This is a genomic window from Roseburia sp. AM16-25 (assembly GCF_003473825.1).
GTDB classification, from domain to species: domain Bacteria; phylum Bacillota; class Clostridia; order Lachnospirales; family Lachnospiraceae; genus Pararoseburia; species Pararoseburia lenta.
In genome coordinates this window covers 177,625-199,689 of the sequence record NZ_QUCW01000004.1, presented here as the reverse complement: position 1 = coordinate 199,689, position 22,065 = coordinate 177,625, and the positions used below count along the sequence as shown (strand labels likewise).

The 22,065-nt window shown below is 46.4% G+C and carries 14 protein-coding genes; 11 read left to right on the top strand and 3 right to left on the bottom strand.

The features are described 5' to 3' along the window. The 4 genes from addA to DW183_RS10985 all read left to right on the top strand — a co-directional run bounded on the left by addA (position 1) and on the right by DW183_RS10985 (position 5,599). The gene (gene addA / locus DW183_RS11000; RefSeq protein WP_158573075.1) at positions 1–3,633 is read left to right on the top strand and encodes a helicase-exonuclease AddAB subunit AddA; all 3,633 of its coding nucleotides are present in this window, start codon (positions 1–3) and stop codon (positions 3,631–3,633) included. 105 nt (positions 3,634–3,738) lie between these two features. Further along, the gene (locus tag DW183_RS10995; protein WP_118282050.1) at positions 3,739–4,005 is read left to right on the top strand and encodes a glyoxalase; all 267 of its coding nucleotides are present in this window, start codon (positions 3,739–3,741) and stop codon (positions 4,003–4,005) included. 4 nt (positions 4,006–4,009) lie between these two features. Next, the gene (locus DW183_RS10990; RefSeq protein WP_118282049.1) at positions 4,010–5,008 is read left to right on the top strand and encodes a peptidylprolyl isomerase; all 999 of its coding nucleotides are present in this window, start codon (positions 4,010–4,012) and stop codon (positions 5,006–5,008) included. A 78-nt stretch (positions 5,009–5,086) separates the two neighbouring features. Continuing rightward, a complete protein-coding gene (locus DW183_RS10985; protein WP_118282048.1) occupies positions 5,087–5,599 on the top strand; it encodes a DUF6465 family protein in 513 nt (170 codons plus the stop codon). Positions 5,600–5,683: 84 nt separating this feature from the next. On the opposite strand, the gene DW183_RS10980 is transcribed toward DW183_RS10985, so the two are convergent. Beyond that, the gene (locus tag DW183_RS10980) at positions 5,684–6,211 is read right to left on the bottom strand and encodes a TetR/AcrR family transcriptional regulator (RefSeq protein WP_158573074.1); all 528 of its coding nucleotides are present in this window, start codon (positions 6,209–6,211) and stop codon (positions 5,684–5,686) included. A gap of 202 nt (positions 6,212–6,413) precedes the next feature. Here DW183_RS10980 and DW183_RS10975 point away from each other — a divergent pair, with 202 nt between their 5' ends. From DW183_RS10975 to DW183_RS10965, 3 genes are all read left to right on the top strand, one after another. Next, complete coding sequence (locus DW183_RS10975) at positions 6,414–7,745, top strand: MATE family efflux transporter (protein ID WP_118282046.1); 1,332 nt, start codon at positions 6,414–6,416, stop codon at positions 7,743–7,745. A 137-nt stretch (positions 7,746–7,882) separates the two neighbouring features. Beyond that, complete coding sequence (gene htpG, locus DW183_RS10970; RefSeq protein WP_118282045.1) at positions 7,883–9,970, top strand: molecular chaperone HtpG; 2,088 nt, start codon at positions 7,883–7,885, stop codon at positions 9,968–9,970. Between the two features lie 139 nt (positions 9,971–10,109). Continuing rightward, entirely contained in the window at positions 10,110–11,150 is a 1,041-nt protein-coding gene (locus DW183_RS10965; RefSeq protein WP_118282044.1) for a DUF2804 domain-containing protein, read from the top strand. Positions 11,151–11,196: 46 nt separating this feature from the next. Here the strand turns inward: DW183_RS10965 and DW183_RS10960 are convergent, their stop codons facing one another. Beyond that, entirely contained in the window at positions 11,197–15,456 is a 4,260-nt protein-coding gene (locus DW183_RS10960) for a 2-hydroxyacyl-CoA dehydratase (protein ID WP_118282043.1), read from the bottom strand. Positions 15,457–15,708: 252 nt separating this feature from the next. Between DW183_RS10960 and DW183_RS10955 the strand changes: the two genes are divergently transcribed. The 4 genes from DW183_RS10955 to DW183_RS10940 are packed head-to-tail and all read left to right on the top strand — an operon-like array spanning position 15,709 to position 21,221. Further along, on the top strand, positions 15,709–16,578 hold the full coding sequence (locus DW183_RS10955) for a hypothetical protein (protein ID WP_118282042.1): 870 nt from the start codon (positions 15,709–15,711) through the stop codon (positions 16,576–16,578). A 56-nt stretch (positions 16,579–16,634) separates the two neighbouring features. Beyond that, positions 16,635–18,308 carry a glutamine--tRNA ligase/YqeY domain fusion protein gene (locus DW183_RS10950; RefSeq protein WP_118282041.1) on the top strand — a complete coding sequence of 558 codons (1,674 nt, stop codon included), beginning with the start codon at positions 16,635–16,637 and terminating at the stop codon, positions 18,306–18,308. Between the two features lie 27 nt (positions 18,309–18,335). Continuing rightward, positions 18,336–19,196: a DUF2225 domain-containing protein gene (locus DW183_RS10945; protein ID WP_118282040.1), complete on the top strand. Its 861-nt coding sequence runs from the start codon at positions 18,336–18,338 to the stop codon at positions 19,194–19,196. A gap of 51 nt (positions 19,197–19,247) precedes the next feature. Then, positions 19,248–21,221: a fructose-1,6-bisphosphatase gene (locus DW183_RS10940; protein WP_118282039.1), complete on the top strand. Its 1,974-nt coding sequence runs from the start codon at positions 19,248–19,250 to the stop codon at positions 21,219–21,221. Here the strand turns inward: DW183_RS10940 and DW183_RS10935 are convergent, their stop codons facing one another. Further along, entirely contained in the window at positions 21,222–22,019 is a 798-nt protein-coding gene (locus tag DW183_RS10935) for a helix-turn-helix domain-containing protein (RefSeq protein ID WP_118282038.1), read from the bottom strand. Positions 22,020–22,065: the final 46 nt, after the last annotated feature.

The following is a 22,065-nucleotide window of genomic DNA, read 5'->3' as shown; positions in this document are numbered from 1 at the left end:
GTGCCACAGTGGACAGACGACCAGCAGCAGGTCATTGATAGCAGAGAAAAGAATATGTTGGTTTCTGCGGCAGCAGGCTCCGGTAAGACGGCAGTTTTGGTGGAGCGTATCATTCAGCGTATCCTGGATGAAGAAAAACCGATCGACGTAGACCGTATTGTAGTCGTGACCTTTACCAAGGCGGCGGCAGCGGAGATGCGTGAGAGGATCCTCTTGGCAATCAACGGCAAATTGGAAGAAGATCCCGGAAATGTGCATCTGATGCGGCAGGCGACTTTGGTCCATAATGCCCAGATTACCACGATCGACAGTTTTTGTAATTATATCGTGCGCAATCATTTCCATGAGATCGATCTGGAGCCGGACTATCGTATCGGGGATGAGGGAGAAATGCTGCTCATGCGAAGAAGCGTTATGGATGCCATGATGCAAAAAGAGTATGAGGCGGCAGAAGAAGCAGGACAGGATACCTTTTTCTATTCTTTTATGAATGCCTATGTCCGGGGCAATTCGGATCAGGCGGTAACAGATATGATCCTGCGCCTCTTTGATAAGGCACAGTCCTATCCGTGGCCGAAGGAATGGCTGCAATCCCTGGTGGATGCCTATGAGGTCACCTCGACACAGGATTTGCAGGAAAGTGCATGGTTTGCCTTTTTACTGGACAGACTACGCATACAGGTGGAGGAGGCAAAGGCTAAGACCGAGCGTCTGATCGATCTGTGCAGGCAACCGGAGGGACCTATTTTTTACGAAAAGGGCTTGCAGCAGGATCTCTTATTATATGAGGACATCCTGGCATTTGACGAAAAGATGCGTTTTTACGATGCCTTCCGGGATTTAAAATATGGTGCGATCGGGCGCAAGCCGCGCGGCTATGACGGCGATGAGGTCCTCCTCAATCGAGTAAAGGATGGACGGGATGCCATCAAAAAAAGCATGGAAAAAGCAAAGAGTGATTATGGCGCATTCTCTTTGGAGGAGATCGTCCGACAGATGCAGCAGATACAGCCCTTTGTTCGGGAATTGGTGCGTCTGACCATACATTTCATGGATGATTTTGCCGCCTACAAGCGGAACAAAAATGTCATGGATTTTAATGACATAGAACACTTTGCCCTGCAGATCTTAAAAGATCAAAGGAACAAGCAGACCACGCCGACTGCCAGAGAATTTCAGGCATACTATCAGGAGATCATGATCGACGAATATCAGGACAGCAACTATATTCAGGAAGAGATCCTAAGCAGTGTATCAAAGGAAGAGATCGGCGGGCATAATATGTTTATGGTGGGGGATGTTAAGCAGAGCATCTATAGTTTCCGTCAGGCATGCCCGGAGATCTTTATGGATAAATACGAGAGGTTCCACGGCAGGGAAGAAGGCAGCATTGCCATTGATCTGCACCAGAATTTCCGCAGCAGAAATGAAGTGCTGACCCTGACCAATGATGTCTTTTACCAGCTCATGCATGCGGATATCGGCAATGTGGAATATGACGATCTGGCGGCACTTTATCCCGGTGCGATCTATCCCGGGATTTTAAAATCGGAGGATTTCTTTGCGTCGGAAGATTATGATACTGACTTTCAGGGGGAGATCCTGATCGCAGACCAGGACAGTGACCTTATGGAGGATGCGGGGATCGAAGACCGCATCGCCTTTGAGGCAAAGATCATTGCAGAAAAGATCCGGGCAATGAAAAAGACGCAGTTTGTCACGGATAAAGCGTCGGGGAAACTCCGTCCTATGCGCTACCGCGATGTCGTTATCTTGTTGCGCAGTCCCGGAAGCATGGCAGAGAGCATGATCGCTGTCTTGGAAGAAAACGGCATACCGGCTTTTGCGGAAAATAAGACCGGTTATTTTGATACCATGGAAGTACAGACTGTCCTAAATCTGCTCCGCATCATTGACAATCCAAGGCAGGATATCCCTTTTGCGGCAGTCCTACATTCCGCCATGTTTACTTTTTCCAGTGACCAGATCGCTCTGATCCGTATGACAGAGCCCAAACGGACCCTTTATGAAGCCATGCAGGCTTATGAAAAAGAGCACCCACAGGAGAAAAAGGTGGGAGATTTTCTGAACTTTTTGGAGGATATGCGCTCTAAAGTGGCAGATACGCCTATTCATTCTTTTATCGAGATGCTTTTGCAAAAGACAGGCTATCTGACCTATGTAAGTGCTATGCCGCGTGGCGAGAGCCGGCGAGCCAACCTGGAAAAACTCATGGCACAGGCAGTGGTTTATGAGAATACCAGTTATAAAGGTCTCTTTCATTTCATAAACTATATCGGGCAGTTACAAAAGTATCAGGTGGATATGGGCGAGGCGGAACTCATAAACGACAATGATGATGCCGTGGCGATCCTGAGTATCCATAAAAGTAAGGGATTGGAATTTCCGGTCGTTTTTGTATCCGGTATGGGCAAGCAGTTCAATGAAACGGACCAAAAGGGTTCTATGATCCTGCACGGTGATCTGGGTGTGGGACTGGATCTGGTCGATTATGAAGAACAGACCAAGATGACACCGCTTTACAAACAGGTGGTTGCACGCAGGCTGCATGAAGATGCCTGTGGCGAGGAAATGCGTATCCTTTATGTCGCACTCACCAGAGCCAAAGAGAAACTTATCTTGACGGGCACACTCAAAAAAGCAGAGGAGACCCTGGAAAAATGGCAGGAAAACCGCGGAAAACTGACCTTTTTTGAAAGGGCGGGAGCCAGGTCTTATCTAGAGTGGATCGTGCGTGCGACAGCATCCATGCGGGAAAAATATCCGATACAGGTCATTTCGCCGGAAGAAGTCGTTGTGGCAGAAGTTGCCGGACAGATGGATAAAGCGGCAAAAAAAGAGGCACTGGAGGCTTTGAGCGGACAGGCTAAACCGTCCTGGGTAAAGGCGTTAGAAGACGAGATGGCTTATGTTTATCCCTATGCATCCGTCGGAAAGTACAAAAATAAATATTCCGTATCGGAGATCAAGCATGACCGGATGGAAAAGGCATTTGCAGACGACCAGAGTGTGCGTCCGGACTTTTTGAAGGAGGAGACAAAAGAGATCGTTCCAGCATTTATCGCAGAGAAAAAGACCCAGGAGGTCTCACGCGGAGCCCTGCGGGGAACTGCCATGCACAGGTTTATGGAGTGCTTTGATTTTTGCAATTATACAGGCAGAGTCAGTCTGGAGGAGCAGGCAGAGCGGATGCTTCATGAGGGACGCATGGACCCGGAGCAAAAGGAACTTTTGCAGATGGACCGCCTTTATACCTTTATGGAGACCGGGGTGGCAAAGCGCATGATGCAGGCGGCTGGTAGGCATGAACTATACGTGGAAAAGCCTTTTGTCATGAGCGTTTTTCCGCAGGAACTCTTTGACGAAGAGGAATCCGACAGCCGGAGTGATACGGTCTTGGTGCAGGGGATCATTGACGTATTTTTTGTGGAAGAGGACGGCATTGTACTGTTGGATTACAAGACAGACCGTGTGCAGCAGGCAGAGGAACTCGTCAAGCGTTATCAGGCACAGTTGCAGCTTTATGCACTGGCATTGGGGCGTACCATGGATCTGCCGGTCAAAGAAATTTTGATCTATTCCTTTTATCTGGAAAAAATGATTGCATTGTGAGGAGCAAGTATTTATACTATACATTGTTTCGTAGGAAATGAGATCGTGACACAGACCACCAGATCTGTGACATAGGAAGAAATAATAAGTAGGAGGACTTTTGAAATGAGCAGTTACGAATACGATGAGGCATGTATTCAGGCATTTCTTGAGCAGCAGTTGAAATTATTCCCGGAGGAGGTAGCCGAGACACCGGAGGAGGCAGAAGCCTTCTTAGAAGATTGTATGGCTATGGTCTGTGACAACAAGGACGAGGTCATCGAATACTTGGAAGATGAGATGGATATCGTAGGCATGGAAGAAGAGGAGATCTTGGAGGCGGAGGAAGTCTTTGCCATCGGAGACGGACGATATCTGGTAGTAGAAGGATAGTTGTATGAGACAGTATAAGAAGAGAATACCGGCACTTTTGCTGGTCCTGATCTTAGGGATTGGTCTGCTTTTTACAGGCTGTTCCATCGGAGACCGGCAGGTGTATTTTGCCTCCAAGAGCGGGGGACACACGGTATTTAAGATTGGTCGGATGGCGTGTTCGCGTGAAGAGGCAAAGGTCTATCTGGCAAATTATAAAAATCTGTATGGAAAGATCTATGACACAGATCTGTGGTCGGAGGATTATGATACCAAGACCATGGAGGAAAGCATCAAGGATGCGGTCATCAGTCATCTGACCAAGGTCTATTCGCTGGATATGTATGCCCAGACTAAAGAGATCGAACTTTCCGAGGAGGAAAAGGACAAGGTGACGCAGGCGGCGGAGACCTATTACAAGTCTTTGAATCGGACAGAGCGCAAATACACCGGGGCGTCCAAAAAGGACATTACAAAGATGTATGAGCATTATGCGCTGGCGGAAAAGGTCTACAAGCAGTTGATGAGTGGTGTCGATGAGAATGTCAGCGAGGATGAGGCGCGTATCATGGAGGCAAATGTTATCTATGTGACGGATGAGACTCTGGCAAAGGATATTGCGACCCAGTTAAAGAACGGGGCTTCTTTTGACCGGCTGGCAAGTTCTTACAGTCAGGCAGACAGCATCCATGTGACCTTTGGCAGAAATACTTATGAGACTGCCGTAGAGGATGTGGTCTTCCAGTTGGATGATGGTGATATTTCCGATATGATCCAGGGGAAGGATGGCTACTACTTTTTTGAATGTGTCAGCAAATATAACGAAGAACTCTCAGAACAGAACAAGGTTGCCATTGTCAGCCAGCGACAGGAACAGGCGATGGAAGATGTGATCTCTGCGATCGAGACGGATTATTATTCGGATTTTAACCGGAAACTGTGGGATAAGATCACAATCGACAAGAACGACAAGATTACGACCGATTCTTTTTTTACTACTTTAGATGATAAAATAACCTTTTAAATTGGATATTATGGAAAGAATGTGTATAATAAAAGTTAGTAACAGATAAAAGTTATCAGAGGAAAAGGAGTGTTTGTTATGGCAGATACAAAAAAAGTTGATATGAAGAAAATGGCTGAGGAAGCAAAGAAAGCCACAGAGAGCGTAAAAGTTGCAGCAACAAAGGCAGCATCTTCTGTAAAGGCTGGTGCTGAGAAAGCAAAGAAGGCGACAGAGGCAGCCGCAACCGAGACCAAGAAGCAGGCAGAAAACGTGGCTACTGAAGTCAAGAAAGAGGCAGAAAAGCAGGCTGAGGCTGTGGTTACCGAGACCAAGAAAGCAAGCGAGACTGTAAAGAAGACAGCCAAAAAGGCTACGACCAGAAAGACTAGCAAGAAAAAGCCGGAAATGACCAAGTCAGCAGTATTACAGTTTGGCGGAGAAGATTTTAAGGTAGATGAGATCATCGCCAATGCACAGGCTGCATTCAAGGCAGAGAACAAGAGAAAGGCTATCTCTGATATCAAGGTATATATCAAGCCGGAAGAAAGAGCGGCTTATTATGTAGTGACTTCAGGAGAAAGCGAATACGCAGGCAGAATCGACTTATAATTTTATCATACATACGGACATCTTATAGTGATATAGAAGAACCTATAGACAGGTGTAAACTTGTCTATAGGTTCTTTTTTGATCTTATAAAGACCGCACGCCGTTTTCAAAAAAGTTGGCAAGTTTTTCTAAGTCTTCATCATTGATGGCGGGCTCTTTGACCTTGTGCAGGGCAATGATGCCGTTGATGGTAAAGGTGAGCAGGGCACCGACATAGTGGTAGTTGTCCGGCTGTAAGCCCTGTTCGATGGCTTTTGCATTTAGGGCGGCGGACAGTTGCTGGCTGAACTTCATATTGCCACTGCTAAAGGGCTGGATGTTATCATTTTGGCAGATGGAAAGTGCATCGTACATGTCTAAGAAAAAGGCATGGGGATCCTCAAACATATTGGCAAGATAGTGCATGGCGGATACCACACTGGATATGGCATCGTTGGAAAGGGCATCCATGAGATCATAGATGTCGCGATAATGGGCGTAAAAGGTAGATTTGTTGATCTGTGCCTCTGTTACGATATCGGTTACCGTGATCTTTTCGATCGGCTTTTTGCCAGCCATGCGAAGAAAGGCGTCGGCGATGGCTTTTTTTGTTTTTTGTACGCGGATATCCATAGAAATCCTCCTTTGCATTGCAGAAAAACAACGGATCGGACAGAAAGCGTTGCTTAACCAACGATACGGTGTCTATCTGCTGATTGTTTTACCCTTGTTTTGTCCTTATAATAACAACTGTAAGTTGGAAATGCAACTATGAGTTGGAAAAACAACCTATAGTTGAAAATATTTTATCAGGATAGAAAAGGAGTGGATCAAGATGAAGAATGAAGAAATGATGAAAAGCGGGTCTGTCTGGAAAGCCATTGCGTCTATGGCAATCCCGTCCGCGGTGATCATGATACTCATGATCTTTTACAATATCGCAGATATGTTTTTTATCGCAAGATTGGGGGACAACGCACAGGTGGCGGCAGTTTCTGTGGTATCTCCGGTATTTTCCATTATGTCAGCCATTGCCATGATGCTTGGAAACGGAGGCTGTACCATGATTGCCAAAGCCTTTGGGGCGGGAGATAAGGATAAGGCCAAGACGTATTCCAGCCTGTGTATGTGGACCGCCATTGTGCTTACTGTCGTATTTATCGTATTGGCACTGACCTTCGTCGATCCCCTGCTTGCCTTTTTGGGGGCGAAAGGTGACGTTGCCCTTTATGCCAAAAAGTATATGATCCCGATCGTCTTAGGATCCCCCTTTATGATGCTCTCTACATCCGTTGCGCTTTTGCTTCGTGCGGAAGGTGCTGTCATGGAAGGTTTTTGCGGAAACCTCATTGGTACAGTGGTAAATCTGATTCTAGATCCCATTTTTATTCTTGTATTTCACTGGGGTGTTGCAGGAGCAGCGCTGGCGTCTGTAGCAGGAAATGCTTTGGCAACTTTTTACTATAGTTATGTCATTAGCAAAAAATCGCAGGCAATGTCATTTTCCTTAAAATATGCCAGAAAGGACGTAGGTGCGATCGGCCATATCTTGATCCTGGGACTTCCAAATGCCATTGCCAGTATCTTATCCGGTTTTGCATCCACCTTTAGCAACCAGATCTTGAGCGGTTACGGCACGGATGCCCTTGCCGCCATGGCTGCGGCTGGCAAATGTACCATGATCGCTACTACCCTTGTCATGGCAGTAGGAATGGGCTGTCAGGCACTGATCTCCTATAATTATGGGGCACAGAATATTCCGCGTCTCAAGGAAGTGGTGCGCAAATTATCTATTCTGGTCTTTGCTATCAGTATTGTGGCAGGTGCCTTTTGCTTTCTCTTCCGAAAAGTCATTATGGCACAGTTCTTAACGACGGATGTCTTAGACCTAGGCGTTCATATGGTGACCATCCTGCTTTTGACCAGTCCTATCATAGGCGTAGTCTATCTGGTGTCAGGCTATTTTCAGGCAATCGACCGGCCTATGGAATCTCTGGTCGTATCCATCCTTCGTCAGGGGCTCCTCCTGATCCCGGCACTCTATATCTGCAACCGTCTGTCGGGTCTGGATGGCGTTGTCTGGGCATATGTGGTCGCAGATGTCATCAGTACGATCGTTGCCCTGATCGTTTATCTAATGCGAAAAAACCTTTGTATTATAAGGTAAAAATAAAATTATTAGCACTCATTTTGAATGAGTGCTAATTTTTTGTTGACTTTTGCATTTGGCTGTCTTATTATATTTTCTAGAACGTGAGAGATGGTGACATCCGTTCTATTTTATAGAAAGAAGGAATGATAGAAATGGAAAACAAACGTGGAAGTTTATCAATTACAAGCGAAAATATTTTTCCGGTAATCAAGAAATGGTTGTATTCAGATCATGACATTTTTTATAGAGAATTGATCTCCAATGGCTGTGATGCCATTACTAAGTTAAAGAAACTGGACATGATGGGAGAATACGAACTCCCGGAAGACTATAAGGCAAAGATCCAGGTTATCGTCAGCCCGGAGGACAAGACCCTTACCTTTATCGATAACGGTCTTGGTATGACGGCAGAAGAAGTAGAGGAATACATCAATCAGATCGCTTTTTCCGGTGCTACCGACTTCTTGGAGAAGTACAAGGACAAGGCAAGTGAGGAGCAGATCATCGGTCATTTCGGATTGGGATTTTATTCTGCCTTCATGGTTGCGGATGAGGTACATATCGATACCTTATCTTATAAGGAAAGCGCCAAGGCTGTACATTGGGAATGTGACGGCGGTACCGAGTTTGAGATGGGTGACGGAGACAAGACGGAAGTCGGAACCAAGATTACTTTGTTCCTAAACGAGGATTGCTTGGAATTTGCCAATGAATACCGTGCAAGAGAAGTCATTGAAAAGTATTGCTCATTCATGCCGACGGAGATCTATCTTTCAAAGAAAGATGCACCGGAAGAATATGAGACCATCGATGTAGCAGACAAGCGCGACACCGATACCGTGATCGAGGAAATCCATACCGATGCCAAGATGGAAGAAAAGGAAAAAGAGGATGGCAGCAAGGAGATGGTCGAGGTAGAGCCTGCCAAAGACCAACTCAAGATCGTAAAGCGTCCGGTTCCTTTGAACGATACCAACCCACTTTGGACAAAGAACCCGAGCGAATGTACAGATGAAGATTATATCGCCTTTTACCGGAAGGTATTTATGGATTACAAGGAGCCGCTTTTCTGGATCCATCTGAATATGGATTATCCATTCAACCTGAAAGGTATCTTGTACTTCCCGAAGATCAACACCGAGTACGATTCGATCGAGGGTACGATCAAGTTATACAACAATCAGGTATTTATCGCGGACAACATCAAGGAAGTTATTCCGGAATTTCTGATGCTCTTAAAGGGTGTCATCGACTGCCCGGACCTGCCGTTGAACGTATCCCGTTCCGCTTTGCAGAATGATGGATTTGTTACCAAGATTTCTGAGTACATTACCAAGAAGGTGGCTGACAAACTCATTGGTATGTGCAAGACCGACAAGGAAAATTATGAGAAATATTGGGATGACATCAGCCCATTTATCAAGTTTGGCTGCTTAAAGGACAATAAGTTCTGTGACAAGATGAATGACTATATCCTCTTTAAGGATATTGACGGCAAGTACACGACCTTACCGGAACTCCTTGTTGCGGAAGAAAAGACCGAGGAAAAGGCAACGGATGAAAACGGCGAGACCGTGGATGTCGAGGAAGTAAAGGAAGATGCCGGTGCGGCTGAAGGTGAGCCGGAAGATAAGAGAAAGACCATCTTCTATGTGACTGATATGCAGCAGCAGAGCCAGTATATCAACCTGTTCCGTGAGCAGGGCATGAATGCGGTTGTTCTGGACCACACGATCGACAATTCCTTTATCACACAGTTAGAGCAGCGCAATCAAGACTACAAGTTCTTGCGAATCGATGCAGATCTGACAGAAAACTTGGTTGAGGAGGCTTCTGAGGAAGACTTGAAGGCTGCACAGGATGCCCTTTCTGCACTCTTTAAGAAGGCATGCGGCAAGGACAATCTGACCGTAAAGGTAGAGAAGTTCAAGAACAAGGACATTTCTTCTATGCTGACAGTTTCTGAGGAAAGCAGACGTATGCAGGAAATGATGAAGATGTACAATATGTACGGCATGGATCCGTCTATGTTTGGCGGAGACGAGACGCTGGTACTCAATGTGGACAACGACCTTGTCAAATACATGTTTGAGCATGCAGATGGCGAGAATGTAGAGATGTTCGCACAGCAGTTGTACGATCTGGCATGTCTGGCAAATAAGCCACTTGCACCGGAAGCCATGACAGCATTTGTTGCCCGTAGCAACAAGATCATGATGCTTTTGGCACAGGATAAGTAAGATATAAAATAAAAATGTACCGGATACAGAGAAAGGTCTGTATCCGGTCTTTTTTTATATTGACAGAAAAGAAATGCGTATTATGATGAAAGTAAGAGAAGTTTTTCATGGATGTGCATAAAAACAGGGGGATCAGATTATGGCAGAAAGAAATCATGAAGTGACAAAAAGACAGCCGCTCTTAGATGCCAGGGGAAACATCGCAGAGCCGGGCTGGTCGAGAAGACAGTTGCAGGTCTATGACCGGACAAAGATCAAGGCAGCCAGGTTCCGTATCAAGGAATGGGACTATTATCTGGTGGTAGGGGATGCATGTGCCGTGGCATTTACCCTATCGGATGATGGCTATGTGGGCTTACAGTCGGTATCTTTGCTGGAATTGGGAGAGCATCCTTGGGAGCACACAGAGACCATTTTGGATGCTTTTCCTATGGGAAAGTTTCACTTGCCGGGCAATTCTTCCGCCGGAGATATTGTCTATGATAAGGGCAGGCTGCAATTATCTTATTGTCTGGAAGAAATAGAGGGCAAGCGGGTGCGGCATATCCGGGGCAATTTTGCAGACTTTTATCAGAAGAAGCCTTTTTCCTGTGATATTGTCTTGGAAGAACCGGACATGGATACCATGGTCATTGCGACCCCTTGGGATAAGGACGGACATTTTTACTACAATCAAAAGATCAACTGTATGCGGGCGAGCGGCTGGGCAGACTATGACGGCAAACGCTATGTCTTTGATCCGGCAAGGCATTTTGGAACGCTGGATTGGGGCAGGGGAGTCTGGACTTATGACAATACCTGGTATTGGGGATCCGGCAACTGTGACTTAGATGGGCATGCCTTTGGCTTCAATATCGGCTACGGATTTGGCAATACCAAGGCGGCGACTGAAAATGTCATCTTTTATGATGGCGTGGCACACAAGATCGATGATGTGACCTTCCACATCCCACAGGACGATTATTGCAAGCCTTGGACTTTTTCTTCCAGCGATGGACGCTTTGAGATGGAGTTTATGCCAATTCTTGACCGCAGTGCCTGTATGGACTACAAACTGATCGTCTCCGATCAGCACCAGGTCTTTGGCAAAATGAGCGGCGTGGCGGTCTTAGATGACGGCACGCATCTTCATATAAAAGATGTCTTATGTTTTGCGGAAAAAGTGCATAACCGCTATTAAAAAAACAGGTCAGTCTCTTGTGAGGCTGACCTGCTTTTATGTAAGTTTATTTGGAAGCAATTTCTTTTTTTAAGTTCTTGTGCGCCGTAGAAAGCATAAGTTTGATACGGTTGAGCTGGTTTACTTCCGATGCGCCCGGATCATAGTCAATGGCAACGATATTTGCCTTTGGATATTCGTGGCGCAATTCTTTGATAACACCCTTTCCGACAATGTGGTTTGGCAGACATGCAAACGGCTGGGCACAAATGATATTCGGCACGCCCTGATGCATGAGTTCTAACATTTCACCGGTTAAGAACCAGCCTTCACCGGTCTGGTTACCAATGGATACGATGGACTCAGCATTTTTGGCTGTGTCTTCGATATAGCAGGTCGGTTCAAAGTGCTTGCTCTTTGCCAGTTCGTCTCTGGCATCTTTTCGCATCCATTCAAAGAAACGGATGAGCATCTTATTGAGGCGGGCTGTCTTTTTGGACTCGCCCAGATTGTCTGCCTTGTAGATCTGGTTGTAGCAGCAGTAGAGCAGGAAGTCTGTCAGATCCGGTACAACGGCTTCTGCACCTTCAGATTCCAAAAGCGTTACTACGTCATTGTTGGCTGCCGGATGGTATTTTACCAGAATTTCGCCGACAACGCCGACACGCGGTTTCTTCTCATCTGTGATCGGCAGACAGTCGAAATCGCGGATGATCTGGCGGCACATCTGCTTGTACTTGCGATGGGAAAGGAAGCCGTCCTGGGTTACAAAGGCAATGACGCGCTCTTTCCATTTTTCATGCAGGGCATTGGCAGAACCCGGTGTCACTTCATATGGACGCATGCGGTATAAGCAGCGCAGGAAGATGTCGCCAAATTCCAAGGCGTATAGGCCATGCTGGATCAGAGCCGGTGTGATCTTAAATCCCGGATTCTTTTCCAATCCGACCATATTTAAGGATACGACCGGAACATCCGGGTAACCTGCCTTGGCAAGGGCACGACGGATAAAGGCGATATAGTTGGTCGCACGGCATCCGCCACCGGTCTGGGTGATGAGGATTGCTGTCTTGTTCATGTCGTAATTGCCGGAAGCAATGGCAGCCATGATCTGACCGACAACGATCAGAGACGGATAGCAGGCATCGTTATTTACATATTTCAGACCGACATCTACACATTCTCTGGCAGAGATCTGTGGGATGGATAAATGGTATCCTGCGGCAACAAATGCTGGTTCCAAAAGTTCAAAATGGATCGGCGACATTTGCGGACAGATGATGGTGTAATCCTTGCGCATTTCCTCGGTAAAGATGACACGCTCAAAGTTTGCCGGTTTGATCTCGCGCTTTTCGGCTTTCTTTTCTCTGACACGGATGGCAGAGAGGAGAGAGCGGATACGGATCCTTGCAGCACCCAAGTTATTTACTTCATCGATCTTTAAGCAGGTATAGATCTTGCCGGAGCCTGTCAAAATATCACTGACCATATCGGTTGTTACGGCATCGACACCGCAGCCGAAAGAGTTGAGTTGGATCATATCCAGATCGTCTCTGGTCTTGACAAAGTTGGCGGCAGAGTAAAGTCTGGAATGATACATCCACTGATCCATAACCAGGATCGGACGCTCCAGATTACCCAGATGTGACACAGAATCCTCGGTCAAAACACAGATGCCGTAAGAGTTGATCAGTTCCGGGATACCATGGTTGATCTCAGGATCGACATGGTATGGACGACCTGCCAGAACGATACCGCGTCTACCGGTTTCCTTCATATATTTGAGGACTTCTTCACCCTTTTTCATCATTTCCAGACGGGTCACTTCCTGCTCTTTCCAGGCATCGGTGACAGCCTCGCGCACTTCGGATTCTGGGATGTCAAATTCTTCCTTGAAGCATTTGACCAGTGTCAGGCTTGCCTTCTCCTCGCTGCCAAAGGACATGAAAGGATTGATAAAACGCACCTTGCCGGAAGTGATCTCGTCCACATTATTCTTGATGTTTTCCGAATAAGAGGTAACGATCGGACAGTTGTAGTGGTTACCGGCATCCGGGAACTCGTTTCTTTCATAGAAGAGTGCCGGATAGAAGATAAAGTCTACATTGCCCTCATCAATGAGCCACTGGATATGTCCGTGTGCCAACTTAGCAGGATAACATTCGGATTCACTTGGAATGGATTCAATGCCCATCTCATAGATCTTTCTGGAAGAAGAAGGAGATAAGACAACGGAAAATCCGAGTTTTTTAAAGAAAGTTGCCCAGAATGGGTAGTTTTCGTACATATTCAAAACTCTCGGAAGTCCGACCGTGCCACGTTTTGCTTCTTCTCTTGGCAGTGGTTCGTAATCAAAGATACGCTTGTTCTTGTATTCAAAAAGGTTCGGAATATTTTCTTTGTTCTTTTCCTTGCCCAGACCCTTTTCACAACGGTTACCGGTAATGTAACTGCGGTTGCCGGAGAAACGGTTGATGGTCAAAAGACAGTGGTTGGTGCATCCCTGACAACGGGCAAGTTTGGTCGTATAGGTCAGTTCATTGATCTGGTCAATGGTCAGCATAGTGGTCTGATAGTCTTCTTCGTGGCGTTCTCTGGCAATCAGGGCACAACCGAAAGCACCCATGATACCGGCGATGTCAGGTCTTACTGCCTGGCAGCCGGAAATGCGCTCGAAAGAACGAAGCACGGCGTCATTGTAAAAAGTACCGCCCTGTACGACAACGTGTTCTCCGAGTTCTTTCGGATCGGAGAGTTTGATAACCTTAAAGAGGGCATTTTTGATCACGGAATAAGCAAGACCGGCAGAAATATCAGCCACGGTCGCACCTTCCTTTTGCGCCTGCTTTACCTTGGAGTTCATAAATACCGTACATCTTGTACCAAGATCAATCGGATTCTTGGCAAACAAGGCTTCCTTAGCAAAATCCGCAACGGTAAAGTTCAAAGATTTTGCAAAAGTCTCGATAAAGGATCCGCAACCGGAAGAACATGCCTCATTCAACTGCACGCTGTCAACGGTCTGGTTCTTGATCTTGATGCATTTCATATCCTGTCCGCCGATGTCTAAGATACAATCGACCTCCGGGTTAAAGAAGGCAGCAGCATAGTAGTGTGCCACGGTCTCGACTTCGCCCTCGTCAAGCATGAGTGCGGACTTTAAGAGTGCCTCGCCGTATCCTGTGGAGCAGGAATGAACGATGTGGGCATCCTCCGGCAACTTGCTGTAGATGTCTTTGATGGCACCGATGGCGGTAGCAAGCGGGCTGCCGTTGTTGTTGCTGTAGAAAGAGTAGAGTAGTGAGCCGTCCTCATCTACCAGTGCAATCTTGGTCGTGGTCGAACCGGCATCGATACCCAGATAGCAGTTGCCGTGGTAAGAGGCAAGGTCAGCGGTACGGACATGGTTGTTGCCGTGGCGCTTGATAAAGGCATCGTATTCTTCTTCTGAGGCAAAGAGCGGCTCCATGCGGGCTACTTCAAATTCCATATGAATATTGGAAGACAATTTTGCCATAATATCGGTGATGGCAAACTGCTTTTCTTCCTTATAATTAAGGGCTGAACCGATCGCGGCGAACAGATGTGAGTTCTCCGGTGTGATGGCATGCTCATCATCCAGATTTAAGGTACGGATGAAGGTCATTTTTAACTGATCCAGGAAATGCAAAGGACCTCCTAAAAAGGCAACATGACCGCGGATCGGCTTACCGCAGGCAAGACCGGAAATGGTCTGGTTGACAACCGCCTGGAAAATGGAGGCAGACAGGTCTTCCTTGGTGGCTCCTTCGTTGATGAGGGGCTGGATATCTGTCTTGGCAAATACACCACATCTGGCTGCGATCGGGTAGATCGCCTTGTAATTCTTGGCATATTCGTTCAGACCGGAGGCATCTGTCTGGATCAGAGAAGCCATCTGGTCGATAAAGGAACCGGTACCACCGGCACAGATACCGTTCATACGCTGTTCTACGTTACCGTTTTCAAAGTAGATGATCTTGGCATCCTCACCACCAAGTTCAATGGCAACGTCTGTCTGTGGTGCATAGTGGGTCAGGGCAGTAGAGACTGCGATAACCTCCTGGACAAAATCAATGCCCAGATGCTTGGCAAGTGTCAGACCGCCGGAACCGGTGATCATCGGAGATACCATGATCTCGCCGGTGCTGTCAAATGCTTTATGTAACAGGTTACTTAAGGTTTCCTGAATGTTGGCAAAATGGCGTTCGTAATCAGAAAAGATAAGATTGTCCTGCTCATCAAGGATTGCAATTTTGACGGTTGTAGAACCGATGTCGATTCCTAACTTGTACAATTTTTCATTCATAATGATGTAAACCCTTTCTAAAAACTTATATGATAACTGTTTACTCCCGTTAATCCCATAGATTGAAGTCTGTCTTTTCCTATTTATTATATAGAAAACAAACAGAGTTATTATACGACACAAATCGACAAAAAACAAGAAGCGGATTCGTTGACAAAAAGTGGGAAGCACCCTATAATTAAAATAATTATGCAATATCGTCGGTGACTATACCATTTCTTAAGATATTGCGAGAGTGAGGAGAATACTTTTATGCTAAATAAGTTAGAACGTGCTCTGGGTAAATATGCCATTCCGAATCTGATGCGTTATTTGATCGGGGGCTATGTGCTGGGGTATTTTTTGATGTTGGGAAGCCGCATTACCAGTGTAAACTTTCTGACCTATATGACCTTAGAGCCTTATTATATTATCCATAAGTTCCAGATCTGGCGTATCTTTACCTGGATCATGATCCCGGAGACTCCCAATATCCTGTTCTTTGCGATCATGCTCCTTTTGTATTATCAGTTGGGAACGGCGCTGGAGAATGCATGGGGGACATTTCGCTTTAATGCCTATATCATTGGAGGCATGCTTGCGACTCTGATCGGTGCTTTTGTTTTGTATTTTATTTACGGTGCGGTGACCGGCAGTCCGGTAGCAGGTGTTGGCGGTTATTTTAGTATGCAGTACATCAATCTGTCGATCTTTTTAGCATTTGCCGTATGCTTCCCGGATATGGAAGTGCTTTTGTACTTTATCATTCCGATCAAGATGAAGTGGATGGCAGTGGTTTATGCCGTTATGATCGCGATCAGTCTGGTGGGATCCTCCTGGTCAGGTCGTGTGGCGATCATCTGCTCCCTGCTCAACTTCCTGATCTTTTATCTGTCATCCCGCAATTACAGACGTGTGGATCCGCGTGAGATCCACCGCAAGCAGGAATATAAGCGCAAGGCGGCAGCCGGTGCAGGACCAAGGAGAGACAGGAGCGGCGCACCGATCGCAAGACACAAGTGTGCGGTATGCGGCAGGACAGAACTGACAAACCCGGAACTGGAATTCCGTTTCTGCTCAAAATGCAACGGCAATTATGAATATTGTCAGGATCATCTGTTTACACACAAACACATCCAGTAGGCAATACCAAAGAGGAATATAAGTGGATAAGTCCACAGATGGAGAGGAATAGATCAATGGAGAACGAAAAAGAAGTAGTATCAAAGAATTTTATCGAGATGGAGATCGACAAGGACCTGGCAGAGGGGGTTTACGACACCGTATGTACCCGTTTCCCGCCGGAGCCAAATGGTTATCTGCATATCGGTCATGCCAAGTCCATCCTGTTAAACTATGGTCTGGCAAAAAAATACAATGGCGAATTTCACATGCGTTTTGACGACACCAACCCAACCAAGGAACGTGAGGAATTTGTAGAGTCCATCAAAAAAGATATTCAGTGGCTGGGCGCAGACTGGGGCGACCATCTGTATTTTGCATCCAACTATTTTGACCAGATGTATGAAGCAGCTATTACTCTGATCAAAAAGGGCAGGGCATACTGCTCTGACTTAAATGCAGACCAGATCCGTGAGTACCGCGGTACTTTGACAGAGCCTGGCAAGGAAGATCCGAATGCAGGCCGTAGCATCGAAGAAAATTTACAGATCTTTGAAGATATGAAAAACGGCAAATACGAGGACGGCTCCATGGTACTGCGTGCCAAGATCGATATGACATCACCGAATATCAATATGAGAGATCCGATTCTCTACCGTGTGGCACATATGCATCATCACAACACCGGTGATAAGTGGTGCATTTATCCTATGTATGATTTCGCACATCCGATCGAGGATGCGATCGAGGGCATCACACATTCTATCTGCACACTGGAATTTGAAGACCACAGACCACTCTATGACTGGGTCGTTCGTGAGGTCGGTTTTGCACATCCGCCAAGACAGATCGAATTTGCCAAGATGTATCTGACCAATGTCGTTACCGGCAAGCGTTACATCAAGCGTCTGGTAGAAGAAGGCATCGTAGACGGCTGGGATGATCCGCGTCTGGTATCCATTGCAGCCCTGCGCCGCCGTGGCTTCACACCGGAGTCCATTGCAAAGTTCGTAGAACTCTGTGGCGTGTCAAAGAGCAATTCTTCTGTAGATTATGCCATGCTTGAGTATTGTATCCGTGAGGACTTAAAGAACAAAAAGAGCCGTGTGATGGCAGTGCTTGATCCAATCAAGGTTGTGATCGACAATTATCCGGAAGGACAGATCGAGTATCTGGAAGCACCGAATAACCTGGAAAATCCGGAACTTGGCACCCGTCAGGTACCATTTTCCAGAGAGATCTATATTGAGCGCAATGATTTTATGGAAGAACCGCCACGCAAGTATTTCCGTATGTTCCCGGGCAATGAAGTGCGCCTGATGAATGCTTACTTCGTGACCTGTAATTCTTTTGAAAAGGACGAAAATGGCAATATCACAGAGATCCATTGTACCTATGATCCGGCATCCAGAGGCGGTAACAGCCCGGATGGACGAAAGGTAAAGGGCACTATCCACTGGGTATCCTGCGAGACAGCCGTTCCGGCAACCATCCGCCTCTATGAGAATATCGTAGATGAGGAAGCCGGCGTTTACAATGAGGATGGTAGCCTCAACTTAAATCCAAATTCTCTGACGGTTTTGGAGAATTGTTATGTGGAGCCATCCATCGCAGAGGCAGAGGCGTATGACAGTTTCCAGTTTGTACGTCAGGGCTTCTTCTGCGTAGATGCAAAGGATTCTTCCAAGGAGCATCTGGTATTCAACCGGATCGTATCTTTGAAGTCTTCCTACAAATTGCCGACAGCCTAAGTTGGTTTTAGCAGAAAGTGTGAAATAATGAATTTATTATCTGGATTAGAGAAATTTGGCCTGAAAGGCGATGGCGAGTTAGACATCTTAAATGATGGCAGCGAGGCGAAAAAGAAACAGACCGAAAAGGCAAAGGCAGAAGTGGTAGAATTGACTGAAAAGGATTTCCTTTTGGATCACAAGATGAAGTGCCCGATCTGCGACAAGGAATTTGTTGTCAAAGGGGTAAAGAGTTCCAAGGTCAAGAGAAAGGAACCGGATGCGGATCTTCGTCCAAACCATGAGTATGTCGATACCTTAAAGTACGGTGTATGTGCCTGCCCGTCCTGCGGATATGCAGCCCTGCGCCGAAATTTTGAACATTTGTCACCGACACAGCGCAAATGGATCCGTGAGCAGATCTCAGCCAATTTTAAGCCGGTCGAAGAGCCAAAGATGGAAGTCTACACCTATGATTATGCGGTAGAAAAGTACAAACTGGCGCTGGTTTCCGCTATGGCAAAAAAGGCAAAACTGAGTGAGAAGGCATACATATGCTTAAACATCGCGTGGCTGCGCCGTGCCGAGATTAAGACCATACCGGATGATACGCCGATGAATAAGAAACGTATCGAAAACTGCCAGAAAGAATATGAGGGATTTTACCGTCAGGCATACGATGGCTTTATGAAAGTGACCAGCACAGAGATGCCGCCTTACAATGGTATGGATGCCAATACGGTCGATTATATTCTGGCAAACATGGCAGTCCACTATAAAGATTATGACATTGCGTCCAAACTGATCAGTCGTCTGATCACATCTTCCGGCACATCCAAGCGCATGAAGGATAAGTGTCTGGAGTTAAAGGAACAGATCGTAGCAGACTTGAAGGCAAAGGCAAATTAGTATAAGACCGGGCAGAGTTTTTCTGTCCGGTTTGGAAGTTAAGAGGAGAAGATGGAGCAGGAAATTCGTTTTTACAAGGGTTTAGCAAAGCAGTATCCGAATGTCGCGTCTGCGGCAACGGAGATCATCAACTTACAGGCAATCCTAAATCTGCCAAAGGGGACAGAGCATTTTATCACCGATGTGCATGGCGAATATTTACAATTCCGTCACATCCTGCGTAATGCATCCGGGGCGATCCGAAGAAAGATCGATGATGTATTCGGACCGACACTGCGCATGGAAGAAAAAAAGGAACTGGCAGCGCTTATCTATTATCCGCGGGAAAAGTTAGAGCAGGTGGAGGCCAAGGAAAAGGACATCGAGGAATGGTATCAGGTGACCATCCACCGTATGATCCTGCTCTGCCGGAGTGCGGCATCCAAGTACACGCGTTCCAAGGTACGAAAAGCAATGCCGACGGATTTTGCCTATGTGATCGAGGAGTTGATGAGCGGCAGACCGGATGAGGCAGACCAGGAGGCTTATTACAATGAGATCATCCATTCGGTCATCACGACAGGCAGGGCAAGAGAGATGATCGTGGCATGTGCAGACCTGATCCGCCGTATGGTCGTCGATCATCTGCATGTGGTGGGTGATATTTATGACAGGGGACCAAGCCCACACCTGATCCTGGATTCTCTTATGAACCATCATTCCGTGGATATCCAGTGGGGCAATCATGACATCCTGTGGATGGGAGCAGCGGCAGGAAGCAGACCTTGCATTTGCAATGTCATCCGTATTGCGGCGCGCTACGGCAATCTGGCGACCTTGGAGGAGGGCTATGGCATCAATCTTTTGCCGCTTGCCAAACTGGCGATGGAATATTATGGGGATGATCCATGTCTCTGTTTCCGTGAGCAGAGTGCTTATCAGAATTTAGACCAGGCGAAGCATCTGACCTTAGATACCAGTCTGGAAGAAAAGATGCACAAGGCAATTACCCTCATGCAGTTTAAGATCGAGGGACAGATGATCTTATCCCATCCGGATTTTGGCATGGAAGACCGTCTGCTGCTGGATAAGATCGATCTTTCCCAGGGCAGTGTGACGATCGATGGCATTTCTTATCCGATGAAGGATAAGCATTTTCCGACATTAGATCCTGAGCATCCATATCTTTTGACCGAGCAGGAACAGGAAGTGATCGACCAGATCCAGCAATCCTTTATGCATTGCGAGAAATTGCAGCAGCACATACAGTTTTTGTACTCTCATGGAAGCCTTTACAAGGTCTACAATGGCAACCTTTTGTATCATGGCTGTATTCCGCTGACCAAGGATGGCAAGTTCTTACCGGTCCGCTTATTCGGAAAGACTTATACGGGCAGAGCCCTGTATGATGTATTGGATTCCTATGCCAGGAAAGGCTATTATGCGACGGACGACAGGGAAAGAATACGCGGGCAGGCGATCCTCTGGTATTTGTGGGAGAATCCGGATTCACCGGTATTCGGCAAGGAAAAGATGGCGACCTTTGAACGCTATTTCGTGGCAGACAAAGCCTTGCATGTAGAGCCGAAGAACCCATACTATCAGATGCTCAATGATGAAAAGATGGCAGATGCCGTCTTAAAGGAATTTGGTTTGTCGGGCGCAGATGCCCACATTATTAACGGACACATCCCGGTCGAGGCAAAGGCGGGAGAATCGCCGGTCAAATGTAACGGCAAACTGCTCATCATTGACGGTGGTCTGTCTAAAGCCTATCAGCCAAAGACCGGTATTGCCGGATATACACTGATCTACAATTCCTATGGACTGGTCTTGGCAGCCCATGAGCCTTTTACATCGGTAGCCAAGGCAGTAGAGCAGGGAAGTGATATCCATTCCGACCGTATTCTGGTCCAGCAGGTCTTGAAGCGCAAGCGCGTGGCAGATACGGATATCGGGCGGGAATTAAAAGAAAATGTTGCGGATTTGCAAGGGCTTTTGGAAGCCTATCGCACAGGGCTGATCCCTGAGCGGCATGAACGTTGATTATCTGTGTCTTTTTCTATATTGCATAGGTGTCATATACATTTGTTTTTTAAATAATTTTGTAAAGTAATTAGAGTCGTTGATGCCAACAGAGGCTGCAATATCAGCAATACTGGATGTCGTGCAACGCAGGAGCAAACAGGCTTCAGAGATACGACGGCAGAGCAGATATTGGGTTATTGTCTTTCCTACTTCTTTTTTAAAGAGCGTAGAAAGGTAGTTTGGTGTCAACGACAATTCTTTTGCAAGATGTTCTACGGAAATTTCTTCATTCATGTGCAGTTCTAAATAGAGGATACAATCTTGAATTGGTCTGGTGTAGGCAGCAAGGGAAAATGTGTTGGATAGCATACAATAGGTATCAATCATTTTTTCAATGATCTGTCCGACTTCATCAAAACTACCTGCTATCTCGATTAGATAGGTAAAGCGTGAGGCGTAGTGATTGATGTAGATATTGGGTACATAATTTTGCTCAATATCCTTGCGGAAAAGTGTATTCATTGAAAGGGCAGAATCTTTAAACTGACGCAGTGGGGAAATGGGAATAGAACAAATATGTCCATCACTATGTTGGAGCGTCTGCTTTGTTAAACGGAGTTCATGCTTGGCTTTTGCGGCATTCCCTTCCACGATCGCCTGATGCAGACGTTGTTCTGACGCATTGCGCTCGTTAATAAAACGAAGTTCTGCATAAAAGTCATCCATCTTATAATTCTGTGGAAAATTCTCCTTTGTTACATCATAAAAATTGTTATGGGTAGAAAAAATATCCTCTAGTAGGGAATCCAGATACATTTTTTTGCGCACTCCTTTTTGATAAAAAGATAATTCAATGATAATT

What these genes read in the sequence shown, in the direction of transcription:
- DW183_RS10965 (WP_118282044.1), top strand. Translation starts at nt 10,110, where the DNA reads ATGGCAGAAAGAAATCATGAAGTGACAAAAAGACAGCCGCTCTTAGAT.
- DW183_RS10950 (WP_118282041.1), top strand. Translation starts at nt 16,635, where the DNA reads ATGGAGAACGAAAAAGAAGTAGTATCAAAGAATTTTATCGAGATGGAG.
- DW183_RS10960 (WP_118282043.1), bottom strand. Translation starts at nt 15,456, where the DNA reads ATGAATGAAAAATTGTACAAGTTAGGAATCGACATCGGTTCTACAACC.
- DW183_RS10940 (WP_118282039.1), top strand. Translation starts at nt 19,248, where the DNA reads ATGGAGCAGGAAATTCGTTTTTACAAGGGTTTAGCAAAGCAGTATCCG.
- DW183_RS10975 (WP_118282046.1), top strand. Translation starts at nt 6,414, where the DNA reads ATGAAGAATGAAGAAATGATGAAAAGCGGGTCTGTCTGGAAAGCCATT.
- DW183_RS10980 (WP_158573074.1), bottom strand. Translation starts at nt 6,211, where the DNA reads ATGGATATCCGCGTACAAAAAACAAAAAAAGCCATCGCCGACGCCTTT.
- DW183_RS10995 (WP_118282050.1), top strand. Translation starts at nt 3,739, where the DNA reads ATGAGCAGTTACGAATACGATGAGGCATGTATTCAGGCATTTCTTGAG.
- htpG (WP_118282045.1), top strand. Translation starts at nt 7,883, where the DNA reads ATGGAAAACAAACGTGGAAGTTTATCAATTACAAGCGAAAATATTTTT.
- DW183_RS10945 (WP_118282040.1), top strand. Translation starts at nt 18,336, where the DNA reads ATGAATTTATTATCTGGATTAGAGAAATTTGGCCTGAAAGGCGATGGC.
- DW183_RS10935 (WP_118282038.1), bottom strand. Translation starts at nt 22,019, where the DNA reads ATGTATCTGGATTCCCTACTAGAGGATATTTTTTCTACCCATAACAAT.
- DW183_RS10990 (WP_118282049.1), top strand. Translation starts at nt 4,010, where the DNA reads ATGAGACAGTATAAGAAGAGAATACCGGCACTTTTGCTGGTCCTGATC.
- DW183_RS10985 (WP_118282048.1), top strand. Translation starts at nt 5,087, where the DNA reads ATGGCAGATACAAAAAAAGTTGATATGAAGAAAATGGCTGAGGAAGCA.
- DW183_RS10955 (WP_118282042.1), top strand. Translation starts at nt 15,709, where the DNA reads ATGCTAAATAAGTTAGAACGTGCTCTGGGTAAATATGCCATTCCGAAT.